This window comes from Streptomyces sp. UC4497, from assembly GCF_054871485.1.
Genome location: NZ_JBTYHB010000018.1, coordinates 105,732 through 127,576, shown reverse-complemented (window position 1 = coordinate 127,576; position 21,845 = coordinate 105,732). Strand labels below are relative to the sequence as shown.

Annotated in this window: 20 protein-coding genes; 9 read left to right on the top strand and 11 right to left on the bottom strand. The window is 70.7% G+C overall.

The features are described from left to right. Positions 1 to 16: 16 nt before the first annotated feature. A complete protein-coding gene (locus ACYSUO_RS24595) occupies positions 17 to 1,075 on the bottom strand; it encodes a glycosyltransferase family 2 protein (protein WP_461778405.1) in 1,059 nt (352 codons plus the stop codon). A 175-nt stretch (positions 1,076 to 1,250) separates the two neighbouring features. On the opposite strand from ACYSUO_RS24595, the gene ACYSUO_RS24590 reads away from it, so the two are divergent. After that, the gene (locus ACYSUO_RS24590) at positions 1,251 to 2,723 is read left to right on the top strand and encodes an LCP family protein (RefSeq protein WP_461778404.1); all 1,473 of its coding nucleotides are present in this window, start codon (positions 1,251 to 1,253) and stop codon (positions 2,721 to 2,723) included. Between the two features lie 84 nt (positions 2,724 to 2,807). On the opposite strand, the gene ACYSUO_RS24585 is transcribed toward ACYSUO_RS24590, so the two are convergent. Further along, positions 2,808 to 3,347, bottom strand: a complete 540-nt coding sequence (locus ACYSUO_RS24585; protein ID WP_461778403.1) for an acyl-CoA thioesterase — start codon at positions 3,345 to 3,347, stop codon at positions 2,808 to 2,810. Between the two features lie 108 nt (positions 3,348 to 3,455). On the opposite strand from ACYSUO_RS24585, the gene ACYSUO_RS24580 reads away from it, so the two are divergent. Genes ACYSUO_RS24580 through ACYSUO_RS24570 form a run of 3 tightly spaced genes read left to right on the top strand, consistent with a single transcriptional unit; the run spans position 3,456 to position 6,230 of the window. Then, positions 3,456 to 4,724: an LCP family protein gene (locus ACYSUO_RS24580; protein ID WP_461778402.1), complete on the top strand. Its 1,269-nt coding sequence runs from the start codon at positions 3,456 to 3,458 to the stop codon at positions 4,722 to 4,724. Between the two features lie 15 nt (positions 4,725 to 4,739). Further along, the gene (locus ACYSUO_RS24575; RefSeq protein ID WP_461778401.1) at positions 4,740 to 5,483 is read left to right on the top strand and encodes an SDR family NAD(P)-dependent oxidoreductase; all 744 of its coding nucleotides are present in this window, start codon (positions 4,740 to 4,742) and stop codon (positions 5,481 to 5,483) included. A gap of 12 nt (positions 5,484 to 5,495) precedes the next feature. After that, entirely contained in the window at positions 5,496 to 6,230 is a 735-nt protein-coding gene (locus ACYSUO_RS24570) for an SAM-dependent methyltransferase (RefSeq protein ID WP_461778400.1), read from the top strand. Here ACYSUO_RS24570 and ACYSUO_RS24565 read toward each other — a convergent pair. Together ACYSUO_RS24565 and ACYSUO_RS24560 are read right to left on the bottom strand one after the other, a co-directional pair. Continuing rightward, on the bottom strand, positions 6,227 to 6,910 hold the full coding sequence (locus ACYSUO_RS24565; RefSeq protein WP_461778399.1) for a hypothetical protein: 684 nt from the start codon (positions 6,908 to 6,910) through the stop codon (positions 6,227 to 6,229). The genes ACYSUO_RS24570 and ACYSUO_RS24565 overlap by 4 nt on opposite strands. A gap of 102 nt (positions 6,911 to 7,012) precedes the next feature. Further along, complete coding sequence (locus ACYSUO_RS24560) at positions 7,013 to 8,173, bottom strand: acyl-CoA dehydrogenase (RefSeq protein WP_461778398.1); 1,161 nt, start codon at positions 8,171 to 8,173, stop codon at positions 7,013 to 7,015. Positions 8,174 to 8,377: 204 nt separating this feature from the next. Here ACYSUO_RS24560 and ACYSUO_RS24555 point away from each other — a divergent pair, with 204 nt between their 5' ends. After that, the gene (locus ACYSUO_RS24555) at positions 8,378 to 9,703 is read left to right on the top strand and encodes a UDP-glucose dehydrogenase family protein (RefSeq protein ID WP_461778397.1); all 1,326 of its coding nucleotides are present in this window, start codon (positions 8,378 to 8,380) and stop codon (positions 9,701 to 9,703) included. Positions 9,704 to 9,755: 52 nt separating this feature from the next. On the opposite strand, the gene ACYSUO_RS24550 is transcribed toward ACYSUO_RS24555, so the two are convergent. After that, positions 9,756 to 10,259 carry a CGNR zinc finger domain-containing protein gene (locus ACYSUO_RS24550; RefSeq protein WP_461778396.1) on the bottom strand — a complete coding sequence of 168 codons (504 nt, stop codon included), beginning with the start codon at positions 10,257 to 10,259 and terminating at the stop codon, positions 9,756 to 9,758. Positions 10,260 to 10,346: 87 nt separating this feature from the next. Here ACYSUO_RS24550 and ACYSUO_RS24545 point away from each other — a divergent pair, with 87 nt between their 5' ends. Together ACYSUO_RS24545 and ACYSUO_RS24540 are read left to right on the top strand one after the other, a co-directional pair. Next, positions 10,347 to 10,709 carry a VOC family protein gene (locus ACYSUO_RS24545; RefSeq protein WP_461778395.1) on the top strand — a complete coding sequence of 121 codons (363 nt, stop codon included), beginning with the start codon at positions 10,347 to 10,349 and terminating at the stop codon, positions 10,707 to 10,709. 38 nt (positions 10,710 to 10,747) lie between these two features. Further along, positions 10,748 to 11,134: a VOC family protein gene (locus tag ACYSUO_RS24540; protein ID WP_461778394.1), complete on the top strand. Its 387-nt coding sequence runs from the start codon at positions 10,748 to 10,750 to the stop codon at positions 11,132 to 11,134. 30 nt (positions 11,135 to 11,164) lie between these two features. Here ACYSUO_RS24540 and ACYSUO_RS24535 read toward each other — a convergent pair whose 3' ends face one another. From ACYSUO_RS24535 to ACYSUO_RS24520, 4 genes are all read right to left on the bottom strand, one after another. Next, positions 11,165 to 12,406 carry a dipeptidase gene (locus ACYSUO_RS24535; protein ID WP_461778393.1) on the bottom strand — a complete coding sequence of 414 codons (1,242 nt, stop codon included), beginning with the start codon at positions 12,404 to 12,406 and terminating at the stop codon, positions 11,165 to 11,167. A 1,643-nt stretch (positions 12,407 to 14,049) separates the two neighbouring features. Then, positions 14,050 to 15,243 (bottom strand): dipeptidase, encoded by a 1,194-nt coding sequence (locus ACYSUO_RS24530; protein ID WP_461778392.1) that lies wholly within the window; start codon positions 15,241 to 15,243, stop codon positions 14,050 to 14,052. A gap of 5 nt (positions 15,244 to 15,248) precedes the next feature. Continuing rightward, the gene (purE, locus tag ACYSUO_RS24525; protein WP_461778391.1) at positions 15,249 to 15,785 is read right to left on the bottom strand and encodes a 5-(carboxyamino)imidazole ribonucleotide mutase; all 537 of its coding nucleotides are present in this window, start codon (positions 15,783 to 15,785) and stop codon (positions 15,249 to 15,251) included. Further along, positions 15,782 to 17,017 carry a 5-(carboxyamino)imidazole ribonucleotide synthase gene (locus ACYSUO_RS24520; protein ID WP_461778390.1) on the bottom strand — a complete coding sequence of 412 codons (1,236 nt, stop codon included), beginning with the start codon at positions 17,015 to 17,017 and terminating at the stop codon, positions 15,782 to 15,784. The genes purE and ACYSUO_RS24520 overlap by 4 nt, the downstream gene beginning before the upstream one ends. Positions 17,018 to 17,123: 106 nt before the next feature. On the opposite strand from ACYSUO_RS24520, the gene ACYSUO_RS24515 reads away from it, so the two are divergent. Further along, positions 17,124 to 17,648 (top strand): GtrA family protein, encoded by a 525-nt coding sequence (locus ACYSUO_RS24515; RefSeq protein WP_461778389.1) that lies wholly within the window; start codon positions 17,124 to 17,126, stop codon positions 17,646 to 17,648. A 49-nt stretch (positions 17,649 to 17,697) separates the two neighbouring features. Here the strand turns inward: ACYSUO_RS24515 and ACYSUO_RS24510 are convergent, their stop codons facing one another. Then, positions 17,698 to 18,978 (bottom strand): ATP-binding protein, encoded by a 1,281-nt coding sequence (locus ACYSUO_RS24510; RefSeq protein ID WP_461778388.1) that lies wholly within the window; start codon positions 18,976 to 18,978, stop codon positions 17,698 to 17,700. 97 nt (positions 18,979 to 19,075) lie between these two features. Beyond that, the gene (locus tag ACYSUO_RS24505; protein WP_266710971.1) at positions 19,076 to 19,753 is read right to left on the bottom strand and encodes a response regulator transcription factor; all 678 of its coding nucleotides are present in this window, start codon (positions 19,751 to 19,753) and stop codon (positions 19,076 to 19,078) included. A 512-nt stretch (positions 19,754 to 20,265) separates the two neighbouring features. On the opposite strand from ACYSUO_RS24505, the gene ACYSUO_RS24500 reads away from it, so the two are divergent. Beyond that, positions 20,266 to 21,759, top strand: a complete 1,494-nt coding sequence (locus tag ACYSUO_RS24500; RefSeq protein WP_461778387.1) for a peptide MFS transporter — start codon at positions 20,266 to 20,268, stop codon at positions 21,757 to 21,759. Positions 21,760 to 21,845 lie beyond the last annotated feature (86 nt).

The window sequence follows — 21,845 nt, the reverse complement described above, 5'->3', positions numbered from 1 at the left end:
GTAAGAAAGTTGACGGTCAGTTGACCGCGGGCTCCTGCGGCACGGCCGGGCGGCGCGACGCGATGACCTTCTTCGCGAGCGACTTCGGGCTGGTCAGAAAGCCCCAGCCCCACGTCATGTGCATCGTGGCGAGCGCGACGGGGATCTGGGCGCGCGCCTTCAGCGACAGCCCCTTGCCCGCCGGTATCGAGCCCGCGACGATCGCCGCGAGGTAGCCGCCGGGGATCACGAAGCCCCACGGCGTGAGGGCGACGCCGACCACGACGCCCGCCGCGATCGCGCACACGGCGGTCGGCGGGGCGAGGTAGCGCAGGTTGATCGAACCGGAGTGGAAGCGGGCGACGACGTGCCGCCAACGGCCGTAGTTCCGGTACTGCTTGGCGAGTTCCTTCACGCTGGGCCGCGGCCGGTAGTCGACCAGCAGCTCGGGCGAGAACCAGATGAGGCCGCCCGACTCACGGATCCGGAAGTTCAGCTCCCAGTCCTGGGCGCGGATGAACTCCTCGTTGTACCCGCCGAGCTTCTCCAGGACCTCGCGCCGGAAGACGCCCAGATAGACCGTCTCGGCCTGCTGCGCCTCGCCGCCCGTGTGGAACGCGGCGTTGCCGACGCCGATCTTCGACGTCATCGCGGCGGCGACGGCCTGCTCCCAGGCGTTGGTGCCCTGGGCGTGCATGATGCCGCCGACGTTCATCGCGCCGGTCTCCTCCATGAGGCGGACGGCGGTGGCGATGTAGCCGGGCGAGAGCGCCGCGTGGCCGTCGACACGGACGACGACCGGGTGGCGGGAGGCCTTGATCGCGGCGTTCAGGGCGGCGGGGGTGCGGCCCGTCGGGTTCGGCACCGTGGACACGCGTTTGTCCGAAGAGGCGGTCTCGGCGACGAGCCGCGCGGCGACCTCGTCCGTACGGTCGGTGGAGGGGCCGAGCGCGAGCACGACCTCCATCTCGCCGTCGTACTCCTGCGCCAGGATCGCCTCGACGGCCTCCTTCAGATGCCGCTCCTCATTGAGGATGGGCATGATCACGGAGACGGCCGGGAGCTGCCGGTCGGGATTCGTGTTCTGGGTGTCCATTTCGTCTTTCACGGCCGGGGGTCCGGGGGTTGCCCCCGGAAAGTGCAGCATCGGCGCTCACGTTACCGCTAATGGGGGACACGGGCGCGCGCCGCCGAGTCGCTGCCGTGGGCAGCAGATCGTATGGGCCTACTGTGCTCGCGTCCCACGCCCACTGCCGCGGAGGTGTCCCCCGGTGCCCACGCCGCCCCGCTCCCCCGACCGTCCGCAGCGGCCGTCCCGTCCCCGGGGGCAGGCCCGCAGGCCCGGTCGCCCGCCGCTCCGGAAGAAGTCCAGGTGGGCCATGCGGGTGGCGACGGCGCTGTCGGTCACGGTGCTCGCCGCGGCCGGCGTCGGGCACGCGCTCGTCAGCGGCATCGACGCCGGGATCCACCGGATCGACCCCTTCAAGGACATGAAGAACCGGCCCGCGGCGGGCGACGGCATGAACGTGCTGCTCGTCGGCACCGACGGCCGCGACAAGATCAGCGAAGAGGAGCGCCGGAAGTACAAGCTCGGCGGCGCGCCCTGCCACTGCACGGACACCGTGATGATCGTGCACATCTCGGCGGACCACGAGCGCGCCTCCGTCGTCTCCCTCCCCCGCGACAGCTACGCGGAGATCCCGGCGCACACCGACCAGAACAGCGGCGAGAAGCATCACCAGCACCCCGTGAAGCTGAACGCGGCGTACGCGGAGGGCGGGCCGCAGCTGACGCTGCGCACGGTCGAGCACATGACGAAGGTGAAGCTCGACCACTATCTGGAGGTCGACTTCACCAGCTTCATGAAGACGGTCGACGAGCTCGGCGGCGTCGACATCTGCACGGACTCCCCGCTCAAGGACTCCTACACCGGGCTCGACCTCGACGCCGGCACGCACCGGTTGAACGGCGGGGAGGCGTTGCAGTACGTGCGGGCCCGGCACATGGACAGTGCGGGCGACCTCGGCCGGATGCAGCGCCAGCAGCGGTTCATGGCCGCGCTGATCTCGAAGGCGACGTCGTCGGGCGTGCTGCTCAATCCGGTGCGGTTCCGCGGTGTCGCCTCCACGCTGCTCAAGTCGGTCCGTGCCGACAAGGGCTTCGGGTCGGACGAGATGGTGGACCTGGCGCGCGCCATGCGGAACTTCTCGCCGTCGTCCTCGGAGTTCACGACCGTGCCGATCGGGAACATGAGCTACCCCGTGCCGAACATCGGCTCCACCGTGAAGTGGGACGACAAGAAGTCCGCGGCACTGTTCAAGGCGCTGCGCGAGGACAAGCCGCTCGCTCCGCACCTGCCGAAGGCGAAGAAGGCGGCCGTGGTCGACGTCTCGCCGAAGGAGATCAGCGTCCAGGTCGAGAACGGGACGATGTCCTCCGGGCTCGGCAAGAAGGTCGACGCCGCGCTGAAGAAGACCGGGTTCCGGACGACCGGGGCGCCGGTCAACGCGGACGACCGCACCGCGAAGCGGACGACCGTGTTGTACGACCCCGGGTGGGACCGGTCGGCCAAGTCGTTGGCGGCGTCCCTGCCGGGGGCGGAGATGGAGCCGGTGGACGGTCTTGGGCCGACGTTGAAGGTCGTCGCCGGGACGGATTACAAGGGCGTACGGGCCGTGCGGGCACAGGACGCTTCCGCTGGGTCGTACGGGGCGGTTACCGGGGACCAGGTGGTGTGTGGTTGACCTCTTGTTGCGGTCGGCCGGGGTTGCGGTCGCGGGGCTCTGCCCCGGGCCCCGCTGCTCAATCGCCGCAGGGGCTTAAAAGGCTCAGTCGCCGGCGGGGTTGGAGTTGCGCAGCTCCTTGATTGCGCGGCGCCTCGCCAAGCGGTGCTGGCGGCGGATCTGGGCTTCCTGGTAGCGGCGGCGGTCGCGGTCGGTCTCGGGTTCCACCGGCGGGACCGTGCGGGGCTTGCCGTCCGCGTCGACCGCGGCGAAGACCAGGTACGCCGAGCCGACCTGCTGCGCGGGCGTCGACTCGTTCCAGCGCTCGGCGAGCACCCGCACGCCCACCTCCATCGACGTGCGCCCCGTCCAGTTCACCTGCGCCTTCACGTGCACCAGGTCACCGACGCGCACCGGTTCCAGGAACGCCATCTCGTCCATGGAGGCCGTCACCGCAGGTCCGCCCGAGTGCCGGCCGGCCACGGCGCCCGCCGCGTCGTCCACCAGTTTCATGATCACGCCACCGTGCACCGTGCCGAGAAGGTTGGTGTCGTTGTGCGTCATGATGTGCGACAACGTCGTGCGGGAAGCGGAAGTCGGCTTGCCCGGAATATCCGATTCCGCGCCGTGGGCCTGGTCTGTCATGCCACCAACCTTATGCGCGCACCGAATGTGTTAGCTCTGCAACAGCACTGGTGCGATTTCCCTTCAGGGCTTGTAAGGCACGTATTCGGGCACGGCACACTGAGCCCTATGAATGAGTGGCCCGACGGGCGGAGCGACAGGCAGGGCGGCGCCGGCAACGGTGGATACGGCCGTGGCAGCGGTAGCGCACGTCCGGAGGGCGCCCGCGTCATGCGGCAGGTGCAGCGCCCCGTGCCGCCGCAGCAGCAGCCCGCGTACGACGGTGGCGGGTACAACGCGTCGTACGACGACGGGTACAACACGGGCCAGGTCTACGGCCAGCCGAGCGGCCGGGGCCGGGGTCCCGGCTTCGACGACGGCGGCGACTACGGGCCGCCGAGCGGCCGGCCGGTGCGTCCCCGCAACTGGGGCAAGCGCATCAAGTGGACCGTCCTGACCGTGATCTTCGTGGTGGTCGTCGCGAGCATCGGCACGTACTTCTGGGCCGACTCCAAGCTGCACCGCGACGTCGACCTGTCGAAGGTCATCGACCGGCCCGAGGCCGGCGACGGTACGAACTACCTGATCGTCGGCACCGACAGCCGTGAGGGCATGTCCGCCGAGGACAAGAAGAAGCTGCACACCGGCTCCGCCGCGGGCAAGCGCACGGACACGATGATGATCCTGCACGTCGGCTCCAACGGGGACACCCTCGTCTCGCTGCCGCGTGACTCGAACGTCGAGATCCCCTCGTACAAGGGCGCCGAGTCCGGCAAGACGTACCCCGCCACGGGCCGTCAGACGAAGCTGAACGCCACGTACGCGGAGGACGGCCCGACGCTGCTCGTGCGCACCGTCGAGTTCAACACCGGTCTGCACATCGACCACTACGCGGAGATCGGCTTCGGCGGCTTCGCGAGCATCGTGGACGCGGTCGGCGGCGTCGAGATGAACCTGAAGGAGGGCTTCAAGGACAAGTGGTCCGGGGCCGACTTCCAGAAGGGCAAGCAGACCCTGGACGGCCAGCAGGCCCTCGCCTTCGTCCGTACGCGGCACGCCTTCGCCCAGTCCGACCTGCAGCGCACCAAGAACCAGCAGCAGTTCCTCGGGGCGCTCGCGCACAAGGTGTCCTCGCCCTCGACGATCCTGAACCCGTTCACGCTGTACCCGACGATGGGCGCGGGCCTCGACTCGCTCACCGTCGACAAGGACATGAGCCTGTGGGACCTCGGCAAGATGTTCATGGCGATGAAGTCCACCAACAGCGGTGACGGCAAGTCGATGAACATGCCGACGAGCGGTTCGGTCGGCGGCAACCTGCTGTGGGACAAGGCCAAGGTCAAGCAGCTGGTCAACCAGTTCAACAACGACGAGAAGGTCACGGTCTCCAGCGACTGAGGCCAGGGTGTCGTCATGACGTCCGCTCTTGTTCTCGGTGCCGCCGGTGGGGTCGGCCGGGCGATCGTGGCCCGGCTCGCCGCCGGCGGTACGCATGTCGTCGCGGTCGACCAGGACCCGACGGCCCGTCAACTCCCGGGCGCACACCAGGTGTTGGTGGGCGACGCCACCGAACCGACCGTCATCGGGCGGGCCTTCGACGCCGCCCCCGATCGGCCCTCCATACTCATACACGCACTGCTGCACGAACTTCGTTCGCCACTGGGCGAGTTGACGTCACCGCAGTGGCACCGGGTCTTCGACGTCGGGCTCGTCTCGGCCTGGCAGGCCGCCGCAGAGCTGGTGCGGCGCAAGGGTGCGGGGCCCGCGTCCGTGGTCCTCGTCGGGTCGGTGCACGCGCACGGTGCGGCGCCCGGCTGCGCACCGTACGCGGTCGCCAAGGCGGGGCTCGGAGCGCTCGCCCGGGCGGCGGCCACCGAGTGGGGGCCGCTGGGTGTGCGCACCAATGTCGTCGAACCGGGCTTCGTGCCGGTCGAGCGCAATGCCCACCGCTGGCGCGACCCCGCCGCACGCGCCCGCGTCGAGGCCGACTACCCGCTCGGCCGCCTCTGCTCCCCCGAGGAGATCGCCGACGTCGTCGCCTTCCTGGCCGGGCCCTCCTCCTCGTACGTCAACGGGGTCTGCCTGCCCGTGGACGGCGGCTACCTCGCGGCGCTGCCGGAAGTCGCAAAAGGTGGTGCGGCGGGCCCCCGCCCCTGACACGCTGCGCCGATGGATCGCGAAGAGATCTCCCGCATCGCCCACGCCGACCACCCGATCAAGGCCCCGCTCGGCGACGACTCCGTAAGCGAACTGCTGCGCCACGCCCTGCCCCGCGGCGACGAGCGCGTCCTCGACCTCGGCTGCGGCCCCGCCGAATGGCTGCTGCGCGCCCTCGCGACGCATCCGGGCGTCCGGGCCGAGGGGGTCGACCTCGCCGAGAGCTCCCTCACCGAGGCCCGCGAGCGGGCGGAAGCAGCAGGTGTGTCCGACCGCCTCGCGCTGCACCACAAGGCGGCCGAGGACTTCGTGCCGGAGAAGCCGTTCGACGCGGTGCTCAGCGTCGGCGCCGCGCACGCCTTCGGCGGCCTGCTGCCCACCCTCGACGCGGCGCGCGCCCACCTGGCTCCGGGCGGCCGGGTCGTGATCGGCGACGGCTACTGGGAGGGCACGCCCTCCGCCGAGGCGGTCGAGATGCTCGGCGACTTCGCCGACCTGGCGACCACCCTCGACCGGGTCGCCGGGGCCGGCTGGACCCCGGTCGCGGCGCACCTCAGCACCCGGCACGAGCTGGACGCGTACGAATGGTCGTGGCTCGGCTCCGTCGCGAACTGGTCCCTCGACCACCCGGACCACCCCGACAGCGCGGACCTCCTGACCCTGGTCGACGAACGCCGCACGGAATGGCTCCGCGGCTACCGCCACTGCTTCGGCTTCGCGTGCTTGGTGCTGCGGCGGACGTCCTAGGTTCCGGGGCGGGGCGCGCTGTACGGGAGGCGCTGCGGAAAGGTGCGGCCGACGGCATGCGCTCCGTCGCTGGTGAACAGGGCGGTCGTCCAGGAGCCGTCGGCGAAACCGAGCTCGTGGGTGTTGTGCTTGATGTCGTTACGGCTGCGCACCCAGGCCAGCGCCGGGCGCGGCAGCGACCAGGCCAGTTCGGCGCGCGGCCCGACCTCGCCCCGCGCGATCCGGCCCTCGACACGGACCAGGTGGTACGCGCCGGCGCCCGCGACGAGGACGTGGCCGGGGTTCTCCAGCTTGCGCGGCACGAGGGCACGGACCAGCAGCCCGGCCAGCGACTCCCAGTCGCCGCGCATCGCCTCGCGCTCCTTGCCGCCGCGGACCAGGGCGTTGACGGGGTTGAGCCGGAACAGCCGGTCGTCGATCTCCCCGGCGCGGGTCAGCAGCCCCGGCGACCCGTCGAAGGCGTTCGGCCGCAGCCGGGCCGGAGGCTGCGGCACCTGCGAGTCGACCTGTACGAGGTGCGCCGCGGACGGCTCGGCGCCCTCGCCCGGAGGCAGCACGCTCAGCGCGAGCTCCTTGGCCCTGGCGGCGGTCTCCTTGGCGTCCGCGGGCGTGAGCCACTCCTTCACGGCCCGCCACAGCCGGTCCTGCATGCGCGTGGGCCGGTCGTCCGTTCCCGTCATCCGAAGACGTCCTTCACTGGCTGCCCCGGGCAGTGTCCTGAGATGCGACGGCCCCCGGCACAGAGCCGGGGGCCGTTCGCATGGGTGCTGGCGGGAGGTTACTTACTGCGGGAGGTTGCGCGCCATGACGATGCGCTGGACCTGGTTCGTGCCCTCGTAGATCTGGGTGATCTTGGCGTCGCGCATCATGCGCTCGACCGGGTAGTCGCGCGTGTAGCCGTAGCCGCCGAGCAGCTGGACGGCGTCCGTGGTGACCTCCATGGCGACGTCCGAGGCGAAGCACTTGGCGGCGGCGCCCTGGAAGGTGAGGTCCTTGTCGCCGCGTTCCGACTTGGCGGCGGCCGCGTAGGTCAGCTGGCGGGCGGCCTCGATCTTCATGGCCATGTCCGCGAGCATGAACTGGATGCCCTGGAAGTCGCCGATCGGCTTGCCGAACTGCTTGCGCTCCTGGACGTAGCCCTTGGCGTAGTCGAGGGCGCCCTGGGCCACACCGAGCGCCTGGGCGGCGATCGTGATGCGGGTGTGGTCGAGGGTCTTCATCGCCGTGGCGAAGCCGGTGCCCTCGGCGCCGATCATGCGGTCGGCGGGGATCCGCACGTTGTCGAGGTAGACCTCGCGGGTCGGCGAGCCCTTGATGCCGAGCTTCTTCTCCGGGGCGCCGAAGGAGACGCCCTCGTCGCTCTTCTCCACGACGAAGGCGCTGATGCCCTTCGAGCGCTTCTCCGGGTCGGTGACGGCCATCACCGTGTAGTACTCGGACTCACCGGCGTTGGTGATCCAGCGCTTCACGCCGTTGAGGACCCAAAAGTCGCCGTCGCGCACGGCGCGGGTCTTCATGCCCGCCGCGTCCGAACCGGCGTCCGGCTCGCTCAGGCAGTACGAGAACATGCCGTCGCCCTTGGCCAGCGGGCCCAGGTACTTCTTCTTCAGCTCCTCGGAGCCGGAGAGGATCACGGGGAGGGAGCCGAGCTTGTTCACGGCCGGGATCAGGGAGGACGAGCAGCAGACGCGCGCCACCTCCTCGATCACGATGACCGTGGCGAGCGCGTCGGCGCCCGCGCCGCCGTACTCCTCGGGTACGTGCACCGCGTGCAGGTCCGACGCGGTGAGCGCGTCGAGGGCCTCGCGCGGGAAGCGCGCCTCCTCGTCCACCGCGGCGGCGAACGGGGCGATCTTCGCCTCGGCCAGCGCGCGGATCGTGTCGCGGAGCATGTCGTGCTCCTCGGACGGGCGGTACAGGTCGAAGTCAGCCGATCCGGCCAAGGTCTCTCACGCTCCAAGCCACGCTTCTGCTGGTGCAGATGTCGATGCTAATTACCGTTAAGTAACCCGAATTTTAGGTCTCGGCGCACACCACGGATACGTGAGCTACGCGACAAAGGGAAAGTTGCCCGGTGAGGCGCCTCCACATGCCACGGCTATGCTCGGCAGCGCCCTGAAGCACCCACACCTCTGGAGCCCCCCGATATGGCCCTCAAGATCACCGTGATCGGCACCGGCTACCTCGGCGCGACACACGCCGCAGCCATGGCCGAACTCGGCTTCGAGGTGCTCGGCCTGGACGTCGTGCCCGAGAAGATCGACATGCTCACGCGGGGCGAGGTCCCGATGTACGAGCCCGGCCTGGAGGATCTTCTTCGCCGGCACGTCCCGGGGTTCGAGGGTTCGAGCGGTCGACTGCGCTTCACGATGGACTTCGCCGAGGCCGGCGAGTTCGGCGACGTGCACTTCGTGTGCGTGAACACACCGCAGAAGCACGGCGAGTACGCCTGCGACATGAGCTACGTCGACGCCGCCTTCTCCTCGCTCGCCCCGCATCTGAAGGAGGGCGCGCTCGTCGTCGGCAAGTCGACCGTGCCGGTCGGCTCGGCGGTCCGCCTCACCGAACTGCTGCCGCAGCACGCGGAGTTGGCGTGGAACCCGGAGTTCCTGCGCGAGGGCTTCGCCGTGAACGACACGCTGCACCCGGACCGGATCGTGGTCGGCGTCACCAGCGACAGGGCCGAGAACCTGCTGCGCGAGGTGTACGCGAAGCCGCTCGCCGAGGGCACCCCGTTCATCGTGACGGACTACCCGACCGCCGAGCTGGTGAAGACGTCGGCGAACTCCTTCCTCGCCACCAAGATCTCCTTCATCAACGCCATGGCCGAGGTCTGCGAGGCGGGCGGCGGCGACGTCGCGAAGCTCGCCGAGGCGATCGGCTACGACGAGCGGATCGGGCACAAGTTCCTGCGGGCCGGGATCGGCTTCGGCGGCGGCTGCCTGCCCAAGGACATCCGCGCGTTCATGGCGCGCGCCGGCGAGCTGGGCGCCGACCAGGCCCTGACGTTCCTCCGCGAGATCGACTCCATCAACATGCGGCGGCGCGGCGCGATGGTCGAGATGGCGCGCGAGGCGCTCGGAGGCGGGGCGTTCCTGGGCAAGCGGGTCGCCGTCCTCGGCGCCACGTTCAAGCCGGACTCCGACGACGTACGCGACTCCCCCGCGCTGAACGTCGCCGGGCAGATCCACCTCCAGGGCGGCCAGGTCACGGTCTACGACCCGAAGGGCATGGACAACGCGCGCCGCGTCTTCCCGACGCTCGGCTACGCGGATTCGGCGCTTGAGGCGGTGCGGGGCGCGGACATCGTGCTGCACCTCACCGAGTGGCGCGAGTTCCGCGAGCTCGACCCGGCGGAGCTGGGCAAGGTGGCCACGAGCCAGGTGATCCTGGACGGGCGCAATGCGCTGGACAGTTCGCTGTGGCGGGCGGCCGGGTGGACGTATCGGGCGATGGGGCGTCCGTCGGCGTAGGACCTCGTAGGACCGTGTAGGACCTTTCTGAAGTACCGCTTGCTCTGAAGCGCTACTTGGCGCGGTAGCGCCGCATCTTCGCCCGGGCCCCGCAGACCGCCATGTCGCACCAGCGACCGCGGCCCGCGGGGCTCCGGTCGTAATACGCCCAGTGGCAGTCGGCCGCCTCGCAGGCCCTGAGCCGCGCCCAGGTTCCGTCGCCGCGCGCCTCGGCGATGGCGGCCGCCACGCGTCCGGCCAGTGAGTCCCCTTGCACCGGGACCAGGCTCGCCGCGCCGTCCCGCTCGTCGACCGCCACCCGCAGCGGCGCCCGCGCGAGCAGTTCCCCCAGCGGGGTCACGGTGCGGTGCGGCGGATGGCCCGCGTGGGCCAGGCAGGCCGCGCGCAGCGACTCGCGCAGTTCGCGCGCCTCGTCGAGCCCGCCCGCCGTGATGCCGAAGCGCTCACGCACCTCGGCCCGGTCCAGCGCGTCCTCGCCCGTCGTGATGTCGAGCAGCGTGTTCACCAGGGCCTCGATCAGGGCGAGGCCACCGGGTGCGGTCGGGCGCGCATTCATGGTTGCGACGTTACCCGCAATGCGGGAGTATCCAGTAACGCCGAAGTTACCTGTTGACCCCGTATAGGGGTAACACGAGGAGGCATCATGCCCATCGCACAACTCGGAGTCGTCGTCCTGGACTGTCCGCGGCCGCGTGAGCTGGCGGAGTTCTACGCCGCCGTGCTCGGCGGCAGCATCACCGGCGACGAGGAAGACTGGGTCGATGTGGAGGCGCCGGGCGGCCACCGCCTCGCGTTCCAGCAGGCGCCCGGCTACGTGGCGCCCTCGTGGCCCGCGCCGGACGCGTCGCAGCAGTTCCACCTCGATCTGACGGCGGAGGACCTGGACGCGGCCGAGAAGGAGGTTCTCGCACTGGGCGCCACGGTGCTCGACGCGGAGGACCGTGATCGCAGCTGGCGGGTTTACGCGGACCCCGCGGGGCACCCGTTCTGCCTCTGCGCCTGCTGAGCCCCGCGGGACGCATCTGGCGAGACGGAGGGCCTCCCATGGCATTCGCGAAGATCGGAACCATCGCCTACGACTGCCCCGACCCCCTCGCGCTCGCCGAGTTCTACGCGGCCGTGCTCGGCGGCGAGATCGAGAACTACGAGGGCAAGGGGTACTGGTACAACCTGTACGCGCCGGGTGGGCAGCGGTTGTCCTTCCAACGGGTCCCTGACCACAAGCCCCCGCAGTGGCCCGCCGCCGACCACGACTCGCAGCAGCTCCACCTCGACCTGGACGTGGAGGACATCGAGGCCGCGCAGGAGAAGATCCTCGCCCTCGGCGCGGTCCCGCTCGACCTGGACGACGAGGGCGGCGCCCGTGACTTCCGGGTGTACGCGGATCCGGCGGGGCATCCGTTCTGCTTGATCCGGCCGGAGGCGGGTTAGCGGCCGGATCAAGCAGGGCTGGGCAGGCCCCTACGGTTCGTGGGTGGCGGTCGACGGGCCGCGGCGCTGTTGCGCGGCGCGGGAGGCGAACTCCGTGCTGCGCAGCACCCGTTGGGCGTTGCCCCAGGTGAGCAGGGCGAGGTCGGCGTCGGTCCAGCCGCGGTCCTGGAGTTCCGCGATCAGGGCCGGGTAACCGGCGACGTCGGTGAGGCCCTCGGGGCGCGCCTCCCCGGTGTCGTACGTCCCTGACAGGCCCACCGCCTCGGGGCCCGCGAGACGCCGCACATGGTCGACGTGATCGGCCACGTCGCGCAGGGCGGGGCCCGTACGGTCCGCGGAGCACGGCACCAGGCACAGCCCCCTGCTCTCGCCGAGTGCGGCGAGGAGTTCGTCCGGGGCGTTGTCGGGGTGGTGGTTCAGGGCGTGGGCGCCGGAGCGGGTCAGGGCGACCGGGGCCTTGGAGACCGCGAGGACGCGGGTGGCCGTCGCGGCCGAGGCGCCGGTGAGGTCGATGAGCATGCCGAGCCGGTTCATCTCCCGTACGACCTCTTCGCCGAACCGGGTCAGGCCGGCGTCCGACGCCCATGACGTGCCGCTCAGTGTGAGTGCGCGCAGGCCGAGGGCGTGCAGGGAGCGCAGCGTGCCGAGCGAGTCCGCCGCCGCCATGGCCGGGGCCGGGCCGATGAGGACGGCGATACGGCCGTGGGCGCGGGCGTCGGCGGTGTCCGAGACGGAGCGGGAGAGGCGGAGGTCCTCCGGGTGGCGGGCGACGACGTTGGTGATCAGGTCGATCTGTTCCAGCGTCGTGGCGACGGGGGCGTCCGGGGCTACGTGGGGTGCCCACAGCTGAGCGCCGGTGCCGCCTGCGCGCAGCCTCGGGAGATCGACCTCCACGGCACTCTCGCCGAGTTCCAGGTCGTACCAGGGGAGGGTGCGCAGTACCTGCGGGAGACCGCAGTAGCCGTCGGCGACGGGGTGGCGGGTGAGGAGGGTGTGGGGTGGGGTGGGGGGCGCCGGTGTGGGTGTGGGCGCGGCGGATGTGGGATCCGCGGGGGTGGGGGCGTTGCCCGCGTCGGCCGGGACGTGGTCTGCGGGCGTGGGTGTGTTGCCCGCGTGGGCCGGGACGTGGCCTGCGGGCGTGGGTGTGTTGCCCGCGTCGGCCGGGACGTGGCCTGCGGGCACGGGTCTTGCGAGGTCGGCGGTGGTGGGCCTCGCGGCTTCCAGATCGCCTGCCTCGGCGGGGGCGGTGAGTTCGTCCTGTAGGTCTGCCATGGCAGGGCTCCGGACGTCGGTGGGACAGTCGTTCGGACCACCGTTGCACGGGGTGGGGGCGGGGTCTCGGCGAGCGGTGCCGTTCGGGTGGGCGGGGGTGTGGTTGGGCGGGGCCGGGGGCGGCGCCGGGGGCCTGCCCGGCGTACTTGTGCGCGGCGCCGGGGGCCCGACCTGCGCATCGTGCGCGGCACCGGGGGCCGAGCTTTGCCGGGGGCGGCGCCTCACGCCACCCGCACGATGGGCTGCACCGCCCCTTCGCCGGCCGGGCCGGAACCCGCCAATCTCCCACCCACCCGCCCCCTCCGGGGGCGTCGGCCCACCGGGGCCCGGGGCGCTGCGCCTGCCGCAACGGTCGCAACCGGAGTTGGCGTCTGCCCTGTTCGCTACGCGGGCACCGGGGCCCCAACCCGCGCACTCGCACGCGGCACCGGGAGCCGGAGCCTTGCCGGGGGCGGCACCCCACGCCACCCGCACGATCCGCTGCACCACCCCTCGCCGGCCGGGCCGGCACCCGCCTACCTCCCACCCACCCGCCCCCTCCGGGGGCGTCGGCCCAACGGGGTCCGGCCCCGGACGCATCGCGGCGCCTGCCGCAACAGTCGCGCAGCAGCGGGGTTCGGAGCGCTGCCGGGGCGGCGCCGGAGGCGATGGGTACGGGGCACCCGGAGGGGGCGCGAACGTGCCCACCCCGGCATCGGATGGGGTCTCACCTGCGCGGAGCCAGGCGGAGGGATTGGGAAAGGCAGTTACCCAAGGCGTGGCAGGCCCTGCCGTCTCGGGTAGGGAAGTCCGTCCGTCCGGCGGCGGACAACCCGACGCGAGGCGGCAGCCGGCGCCATGGATGGGCCGGTGGCTGCTCGTCCGAGGCAGGGGCGGAGGGGCTGCCTCAGGTGACGGAACCATGCCGGCGGCCGATCCACCCAAGGCAGGAGCCGCGAGGCCGGCCCGGGAGGCGAACCGTGCCGACCTACCACTCGCTCAAGGCACGGGCCGCGGAGCCCACCCCGGAGGCGAACCACGCCAGCGGCCAATCACCCGACGACAGGGGCCGCAGAGCCAACCGGGATGGCGAACACACCAGCCGACTACTCGCCCGAGGCACCGGCCGCGGAGCCCACTTGCGTGACGGACCACGCCAACCGACCACTCGCCCGAGGTGAGGTCGTCTCAGGGAGCCATGCCTGACGGCGGACCGCGCCAAGCGGTGACGGTTGCAGGTTTCGCCCGTAGGGCCGTAGCGGCGGGCGGTCGAAAGCCCGCTCGTAGGCGGACGGTACGAGCCCGAAGGGCGGCGGGGCTGGGGCTGGCGGCGTCGCCCCAAGGCTCAACCCCGGCGCAGGCGGCCCGAGCCCGAGCCGGGAGCGCCCAACCGCAGCCCCCGGAGGGGGCGGGTGGTGGGAGGTGGGCGAGGAGGAAGGAACTGGGCTGGGCAAACCGAGCGAGCCGGGGAGGGCACCGCAACCACCCCAACGCCCCGGCCCACCGAAACCACCCCGCCCGGCCCGGGACGCCGGGACCACCCGACCCGGCAGAACCACCTCACCCCGGCCGGGACGCCGGAATCACCCCGCCCCGTCCGGGACGCCGGAACCACCCCGCCCCGTCCGGGACACCGGAACCACCCACCCGGTCCGCGCCCCGCGCTACCCGTCCAGTTGCCCCAACGTCGCGTTCGACGGGCCCCTGCGGGAGCGGAGGTCGGACGCCACCGATTCCGCGTCGGCCAGCACCCGTACCGCGTTGCGCCACGTCAGCTTGGAGAGGTCGTCGCGGGACCAGCCCCGGTCGACCAGTTCCGCGATGAGGTTCGGGTAGCCGGAGACGTCGTTGAGGCCGTCAGGCGTGAACGCCGTGCCGTCGTAGTCGCCGCCGATGCCGATGTGGTCGACGCCCGCGACCTCGCGCATGTGGTCCAGGTGGTCCGCCACCGTGGAGACCGTCGCGATCGGACGGGGGCGCGCCTCCTCGAAGGCGCGGTGCAGCTTCATCGCCTCCGGGGACGTGTCCAGGTGGTGGAAGCCGTGCGAGCGGAGGTTGTCGTCCGCGGCCGCGGTCCAGTCGACGGCCGCCTGCAGCACGAACTTCGGGACGAAGGTGGCCATGGCCACTCCCCCGTTCCCCGACAGGCGCTCCAGCACGTCGTCCGGGATGTTGCGGGGGTGGTCGCACACCGCCCGCGACGAGGAGTGGGAGAAGATCACGGGCGCCTCGGACACGTCGAGCGCCGCGCGCATCGTCGTCGCCGCGACGTGCGAGAGGTCGACCAGCATGCCCTCGCGGTTCATCTCGCGGACCACCTCACGGCCGAAGGCCGATAGGCCGCCGACGCCCGGCTCGTCCGTCGCCGAGTCCGCCCACGCGATGTTGTCGTTGTGCGTGAGCGTCATGTAGCGGACGCCCAGCGCGTACAACGCCCGTAGCGTGGCAAGGGAGTTGTTGATGGAGTGGCCGCCCTCCGCGCCCTTGAGCGAGGCGATGCGGCCCTCCTTCCGCGCCGCTTCCATGTCGGCCGCGGTCCGCGCCTCGCGCAGCTCACCCGCGTACCGGGCGATCAACTGGTCGACGCAGTCGATCTGTTCGAGCGTGGCGCTGACCGCCGCGTCGCCCGACAGGTCCGTACGGACGTACACCGACCAGAACTGCGCGCCGACGCCACCGGCCCTCAACCGGCCCAGGTCCGTGTGGAGATGGGCGCTCTGGTCGGTGGCGATGTCGCGCGCGTCGATGTCGTACGTGACCTGCTCGCGCAGCGCCCACGGCAGGTCGTTGTGCCCGTCGACGACCGGGAACTCGGCCAGCAGCGAGCGGACTTCCTCAAGGGCGGCGGAGGTGGTCACGCGCGTCACTTCCCGAAGCCGAATCCGGCGGCCGAACCCTCGACCTTGGCCCGCAGCCGCTTGCCCTTCTCGGTCGCCTGGTCGTTCAGCTCCTGCTGGAAGTCCCGCATGCGGCCGAGGAGTTCCTCGTCGTGAGCGGCGAGCATGCGGGCCGCGAGCAGGCCCGCGTTGCGCGCGCCGCCGACCGAGACGGTCGCGACGGGGACGCCCGCCGGCATCTGCACGATGGACAGCAGGGAGTCCATGCCGTCGAGGTACTTCAGCGGGACCGGCACGCCGATCACCGGCAGCGGCGTCACCGACGCCAGCATGCCGGGCAGGTGGGCCGCGCCGCCCGCGCCCGCGATGATCGCCTTGAGGCCGCGCTCGGCGGCCTGCTCCCCGTACGAGATCATCTCGTGCGGCATCCGGTGCGCGGAGACGACGTCGACCTCGTAGGGGATCTCGAACTCGTCGAGGGCCTTCGCCGCGGCTTCCATGACGGGCCAGTCGGAGTCCGAGCCCATGACGATGCCCACCACGGGGCTCACTGCAGAACTCATTCTGTGATCGTTCCTCGGAGGTAGCCGGCTGCGTGACGGGCGCGCTCCAACACGTCGTCCAGGTCGTCGCCGTAGGTGTTGACGTGACCGACCTTGCGGCCGGGCTTCACGTCCTTGCCGTACATGTGGATCTTGAGCTGCGGGTCGCGGGCCATGCAGTGCAGATACGCGCTGTACATGTCCGGGTAGTCGCCGCCCAGGACGTTGCACATGACCGTCCACGTCGCGCGCGGGCGCGGGTCACCGAGCGGCAGGTCGAGGACGGCGCGCACGTGGTTCGCGAACTGGGACGTCACCGCCCCGTCCATCGTCCAGTGGCCGGAATTGTGCGGGCGCATCGCCAGCTCGTTGACCAGGATGCGGCCGTCGCGGGTCTCGAAGAGTTCGACCGCGAGGTGGCCGACCACGCCGAGCTCCTGCGCGACGCGCAGCGCCAGCTCCTGGGCCTCGCCCGCGAGGGACTCGTCGAGCTCGGGCGCCGGGGCGATCACCGTGTCGCAGACGCCGTCGACCTGCTGGGACTCGACGACCGGGTAGGCGACCGCCTGGCCGTGCGGGGAGCGGACGACGTTGGCCGCCAGCTCCCGTACGAAGTCGACCTTCTCCTCGGCCAGGACCGGCACGCCCGCCTTGAACGGGTCGGCGGCGTCGGCCTCGGAGCGTACGAACCACACGCCCTTGCCGTCGTAGCCGCCGCGCACCGTCTTGAGGATGACGGGGAAGCCGTCGCCCTCCTCGGCGAACGCGACCACATCGGCCGGGTCCTTCACGATGCGATGACGCGGGCACGGCACGTCGAGCGACGTGAGCTTCGCGCGCATCTCACCCTTGTCCTGGGCGTACAGCAGCGCGTCGGGCCCCGGGCGCACGGGGATGCCGTCCGCCTCCAGGGCCCGTAGGTGCTCTGTCGGTACGTGCTCGTGATCGAAGGTGATCACGTCGCAGCCCCGCGCGAACTCGCGCAGCGTGTCCAGGTCGCGATAGTCGCCGACCACGACATCGCTGACGACCTGCGCCGCGGAATCCTGCGGGGTGTCACTGAGGAGCTTGAACCTGATGCCGAGCGGGATGCCTGCCTCGTGTGTCATACGAGCGAGCTGTCCACCGCCGACCATGCCGACTACGGGGAACGTCACCGGTCCAGGGTATCGGCCATTTGACCGGATCCCGTACGCACCTCGTCCTGTAGGAAAGGACAAGGAACGGACGAGGTACGGGCGAGGTACGGCCATCGTCGCCGTCCCCCGACGTCCGGGAGAGGCCCCGGTTAGCATGGCTGGGTCGGTCACGACCGAACGACCGGCCCGATCAAGAGACAACGGGGGCTGAGGCGACCACATGGGTATCACCGGACGTACCGGCCGCATCGGCGCACTGCGACAGCGGCTCGCGGGCGTCGCCCGCGAGGTCGCGAAGTTCGGTGTCGTCGGCGCCCTGGGCGTCCTCGTGAACTTCGCCGTCTTCAACCTCATGCGGCACAGCACCGACCTCCAGGTGGTGCGGGCCAGCGTGATCGCGACGGTCGTCGCCATCGTCTTCAACTACGTAGGGTTCCGCTACTTCACGTACCGCGACCGCGACAAGAGCGGGCGGACCAAGGAACTCACGCTGTTCCTGCTGTTCAGCGCGGCGGGCCTGATCATCGAGAACGGGGTCCTGTACGCGGCGACGTACGGGTTCGGCTGGAACAGCCCGTTGCAGAGCAACATCTTCAAGTTCCTCGGCATGGGCCTCGCGACCCTGTTCCGGTTCTGGTCGTACCGGACGTGGGTGTTCAAGACGCTGCCCGCGCGGGAGGCCGTGGCCAGCGCGGAATCGTTCCTCGGCGAGCCGACCGCGCAGCCGGTGCAGCGCGTGAAGTGAACGCGGCTGCCTGATCCAGTGACCGCTATCGCTATCTGATCCGCCCGATCTACCTGATCATTTGGTCCTCGTCCTCGGCCGCGCCCGACGCCTTCTTCAGCGGCGTACGGGAGAGGAACAGGCCGAAGACCGGCGGGGCGGTCTGGAGCATTTCGAGGCGGCCGCCGTCTGCCTCCGCCAGGTCGCGCGCGACGGCGAGGCCGATGCCCGTCGAATTCCGGCCGCTGATGGTCCGCTCGAAGATCCGCGAGCCCAGCTCCGGCGGGACCCCGGGGCCCTCGTCCGTGACCTCGACGATGGCCTGGCTGCCGGTGACGCGGGTGCGCAGGGCGACCGTGCCGCCACCGTGCATCAGCGAGTTCTCGATCAGCGCGGCGAGCACCTGGGCCACCGCGCCCGGGGTGCCGACCGCCGTGAGGTGGCGCTTGCCGGAGGAGACGATCGCGCGGCCGGCGCTGCGGTAGGCGGGCCGCCACTCCTCCAGCTGCTGCTTGATCACCTCGTCCAGGTCGAAGGGGACGGCGGATCCGGTGCGCGGGTCGCGGGAGTTGGTGAGCAGCCGCTCGACGACGTCGGTGAGCCGCTCGACCTGCGCGAGCGCGATCGTCGCCTCCTCCTTCACCTCGTCGAGGTCCTCGGTCATGGTGATCTCCTCCAGGCGCATGGAGAGCGCCGTGAGGGGCGTACGCAGCTGGTGCGAGGCGTCGGCGGCGAGGCGCCGCTCGGCGGTCAGCATGCGGGCGATGCGCTCGGCCGAACCGTCGAGGACGTCGGCGACGCGGTCCAGTTCCGGGACGCCGTAGCGCTTGTGCCGGGGGCGCGGGTCGCCGGACCCGAGGCGCTCCGCCGTGGAGGCGAGGTCGGTGAGCGGGGACGCGAGGCGGTTGGCCTGGCGTACAGCGAGCAGCACGGCGGCGACGATCGCGAGGAGGGCCACGCCCGCGATGATCAGGAGCGTGCGGCCGACCTCCGTGGTGACGGCCGAGCGGGCCTCCTCGACGGTGACCTTCTCGCCCTGCTCGCCCGTCGCCGTGTAGGAGATGACGTCGCCGACGGGCTGCGTGCCGATGGTGAGCGGCCGGCGGCCGGGCATGTCGATCTCGGCGTAGCGCTCCCCCGCGACCTGGTCCTTGAGGATGCTGCCGGTGATCTGTTCCTCGCCGAGGATTCTGCTGTCCACGATGGAGGCGAGGCGGACGGCCTCCGACTCCACGCGTTCCTGGGCGCTGTTGGTGATGGTCCGGGTCTCCACGATGACCAGGGAGACGCCGAAGACGGCGATCACGACCAGGACGACGGCGAGGGTGGAGTTGATCAGGCGGCGGCGCATGTTCTTAGTGTCCCGGATTGGTGCGCCGCACCGGGGTTAGGGACTCGGGGCTCCGCCCCGGACCCCGCTGCTCAATCGCCGCAGGGGCTCGATTGACTCAGCTCTTCTCGAAGCGGAAGCCCACGCCGCGCACCGTCGCGATGTACCGCGGGTTCGCCGCGTCGTCGCCGAGCTTCTTGCGGAGCCACGAGATGTGCATGTCGAGGGTCTTGGTCGACGACCACCACGTCGTGTCCCAGACCTCGCGCATCAGCTGGTCGCGGGTGACCACGCGGCCCGCGTCCCGTACGAGGACCCGCAGGAGGTCGAACTCCTTGGCCGTGAGCTGGAGTTCCTCCTCGCCCATCCACGCGCGGTGCGACTCGACGTCGATCCGGACGCCGTGCGTGGCCGGGGCCTGGACGGGCTCGGTGGCGCCGCGCCGGAGCAGGGCCCGGACGCGGGCGAGGAGCTCGGCGAGGCGGAAGGGCTTGGTCACGTAGTCGTCGGCGCCGGCGTCGAGGCCGACGACCGTGTCCACCTCGTCCGCGCGGGCGGTGAGGATCAGGACCGGCACCGTGTGCCCCTCGGCGCGCATTCTGCGGGCCACCTCGAGGCCGTCCATTCCCGGCAGTCCGAGGTCGAGCACGACGAGGTCGATGCTTCCCTGCAGTCCGGCGTCGAGGGCGGTCGGACCGTCCTCGCGCACTTCCACCTCGTAACCCTCGCGGCGCAGGGCGCGGGCCAGCGGCTCCGAGATGGACGCGTCGTCCTCGGCGAGCAGTACACGGGTCATGAGGTGATGGTAGTCCGCGGCGGACGACGCCCGTGGGGTGATCGGTCACTGCGGCTTCCCGTGGCTAACGGAATTTTTGCCTCCGGGTTCGCGCCCTGCGGTGTCCGGGTGTCATCGTGGGGATGACCTTTGAAACAGTGCTGGTGGTTCCGTGAAGGCCTGTGATCCATCTCTCAAGTCCTTCCATATGCCACTGAGTCGTTCGTAAGGTGATTCAACGCCTGATGCACTACTGGGGGACCTTTGGAGCGCACTGCGCACCCAAGGTCCCTTTCTTGTGTGAGCTGACGTCAGTCAGCATTTTTAGGAATGACCTGTGGCCGGGCCCCGCGTGTGATGACGCGCGTCGGGTGTGGATCTCGGGTCCGCCGTACCTCGTCCCGTACGACCATCTCGTGCGGGCACATCCCTTCAGGGCGTGGGGAGGACGGTAGGACTCCGGTGCCGGCCGCCCCCACCGGGCGCGTACTCGCTTCTGCGCGGCGCGTCCCGACACCCCACGAGGATCGACCATGGCGTCCAGCCTGACGAAGGACTCGGCCGGTACCCCCGGCTCGCAGAAGACCTTCTTCGGCCACCCCCGCGGACTGGCCACTCTCTTCATGACCGAGATGTGGGAGCGCTTCAGCTTCTACGGCATGAAAGCCCTGCTCCCGCTGTACCTGATCGCTCCCGGCGGGCTTCACATGAACCCCGCCACGGCCACGGCGATCTACTCGGTCTACATGTCCATGGTCTACCTGCTCGCCCAACCGGGCGGCTGGTTCGCCGACCGCTTCTGGGGGCCCCGCAAGACGGTCGCCTACGGCGCGAGCATCGTGATCCTCGGCCACATCACGCTGGCCCTGCCCGGCTCGGGCACGTTCTTCGCGGGTCTCGCACTCGTGGCACTCGGTTCCGGTCTCCTCAAGGCCAACATCTCCACGATGGTCGGCCACCTCTACGACGGCCCCGAGGACCCGCGCCGCGACGCCGGCTTCACCATCTTCTACATCGGCATCAACCTGGGTGCCTTCCTCGCGCCGCTGACCATCGGCACCGTCGGTGAGAACGTCGGCTGGCACCTCGGCTTCGGCCTCGCCGCGGTCGGCATGGCCCTGGGTCTGGCCCAGTTCCTGCTCGGCACCCGCCACCTCAGCAGCGAGAGCGACATCGTGGCGAAGCCCGCCACGGCCGAGGAGAAGGCCAAGTCGCTGCGCACGTCGCTGATCTGGGCCGTCGTCGCCGCCGTCTTCTACGCGATCGTCGTCGCCACCGGCACGTACACGCTCAACTGGATCCTGGTGCCGCTGACGCTGATCGGCCTGATCATCCCGGTCGCGGTCCTGGTGCGCATGAAGCGCGACAAGGAGCTGTCGAAGGACGAGCAGTCCAAGCTCTCCGGCTACGTCTGGTTCTTCGTCGTCGCCGCGATCTTCTGGATGATCTACGACCAGAACGGCTCGACGCTGTCGATCTTCGGTGAGAACTCGACGACGAACCACCTGCTGGGCTTCGACTTCCCGACCTCCTGGTACCAGTCGCTGAACCCGATCTTCATCATGGCGATCGCGCCCGTGGTCGCCTCTGCCTGGCTGTGGCTGAACAAGCGCGGCAAGGAGCCGAGCACGGCGGTCAAGTTCGGCTCGGGCCTCGTCCTGATCGGCATCTCCTTCGTCGTCTTCCTCATCCCGCTGATCGACACGGCCAACAACGGCGGCCGCGTCTCTCCGATGTGGCTGGTGTCGATCTACTTCATCCAGACCATCGGTGAGCTCTGCCTCTCCCCGGTCGGCCTCTCGGTCACGACCAAGATGGCCCCGGCCAAGTACGGCTCGCAGATGATGGGTGTCTGGTTCCTCGCGGTCACCGCGGGCGACTCCGTCACCGGCCTGCTCTCGACCGCCGGTGTCAACCTCAACACCACAGGCGCGGTCACCGTCGAGGCGGTCCTCGCGATCGCCGCCGGTGTCGCCTTCTGGATGTACCGCAAGAAGGTCAAGGAGCTCATGGGCAGCGTCAAGTAGCCGCAGCACTTCGAGCGCACATGCAAAGCAAGCGCCGCCGCACCCGGAGGGGTACGGCGGCGCTTCGCTGTGTCCGGACTACTTGA

What these genes read in the sequence shown, in the direction of transcription:
- ACYSUO_RS24585 (WP_461778403.1), bottom strand. Translation starts at nt 3,347, where the DNA reads ATGACAGACCAGGCCCACGGCGCGGAATCGGATATTCCGGGCAAGCCG.
- ACYSUO_RS24520 (WP_461778390.1), bottom strand. Translation starts at nt 17,017, where the DNA reads ATGGCCGTACCTCGCCCGTACCTCGTCCGTTCCTTGTCCTTTCCTACA.
- ACYSUO_RS24595 (WP_461778405.1), bottom strand. Translation starts at nt 1,075, where the DNA reads ATGGACACCCAGAACACGAATCCCGACCGGCAGCTCCCGGCCGTCTCC.
- ACYSUO_RS24575 (WP_461778401.1), top strand. Translation starts at nt 4,740, where the DNA reads ATGACGTCCGCTCTTGTTCTCGGTGCCGCCGGTGGGGTCGGCCGGGCG.
- ACYSUO_RS24535 (WP_461778393.1), bottom strand. Translation starts at nt 12,406, where the DNA reads ATGGCAGACCTACAGGACGAACTCACCGCCCCCGCCGAGGCAGGCGAT.
- ACYSUO_RS24510 (WP_461778388.1), bottom strand. Translation starts at nt 18,978, where the DNA reads ATGCGCCGCCGCCTGATCAACTCCACCCTCGCCGTCGTCCTGGTCGTG.
- ACYSUO_RS24545 (WP_461778395.1), top strand. Translation starts at nt 10,347, where the DNA reads ATGCCCATCGCACAACTCGGAGTCGTCGTCCTGGACTGTCCGCGGCCG.
- ACYSUO_RS24570 (WP_461778400.1), top strand. Translation starts at nt 5,496, where the DNA reads ATGGATCGCGAAGAGATCTCCCGCATCGCCCACGCCGACCACCCGATC.
- ACYSUO_RS24565 (WP_461778399.1), bottom strand. Translation starts at nt 6,910, where the DNA reads ATGACGGGAACGGACGACCGGCCCACGCGCATGCAGGACCGGCTGTGG.
- ACYSUO_RS24550 (WP_461778396.1), bottom strand. Translation starts at nt 10,259, where the DNA reads ATGAATGCGCGCCCGACCGCACCCGGTGGCCTCGCCCTGATCGAGGCC.
- ACYSUO_RS24500 (WP_461778387.1), top strand. Translation starts at nt 20,266, where the DNA reads ATGGCGTCCAGCCTGACGAAGGACTCGGCCGGTACCCCCGGCTCGCAG.
- purE (WP_461778391.1), bottom strand. Translation starts at nt 15,785, where the DNA reads ATGAGTTCTGCAGTGAGCCCCGTGGTGGGCATCGTCATGGGCTCGGAC.
- ACYSUO_RS24515 (WP_461778389.1), top strand. Translation starts at nt 17,124, where the DNA reads ATGGGTATCACCGGACGTACCGGCCGCATCGGCGCACTGCGACAGCGG.
- ACYSUO_RS24580 (WP_461778402.1), top strand. Translation starts at nt 3,456, where the DNA reads ATGAATGAGTGGCCCGACGGGCGGAGCGACAGGCAGGGCGGCGCCGGC.
- ACYSUO_RS24505 (WP_266710971.1), bottom strand. Translation starts at nt 19,753, where the DNA reads ATGACCCGTGTACTGCTCGCCGAGGACGACGCGTCCATCTCGGAGCCG.
- ACYSUO_RS24540 (WP_461778394.1), top strand. Translation starts at nt 10,748, where the DNA reads ATGGCATTCGCGAAGATCGGAACCATCGCCTACGACTGCCCCGACCCC.
- ACYSUO_RS24555 (WP_461778397.1), top strand. Translation starts at nt 8,378, where the DNA reads ATGGCCCTCAAGATCACCGTGATCGGCACCGGCTACCTCGGCGCGACA.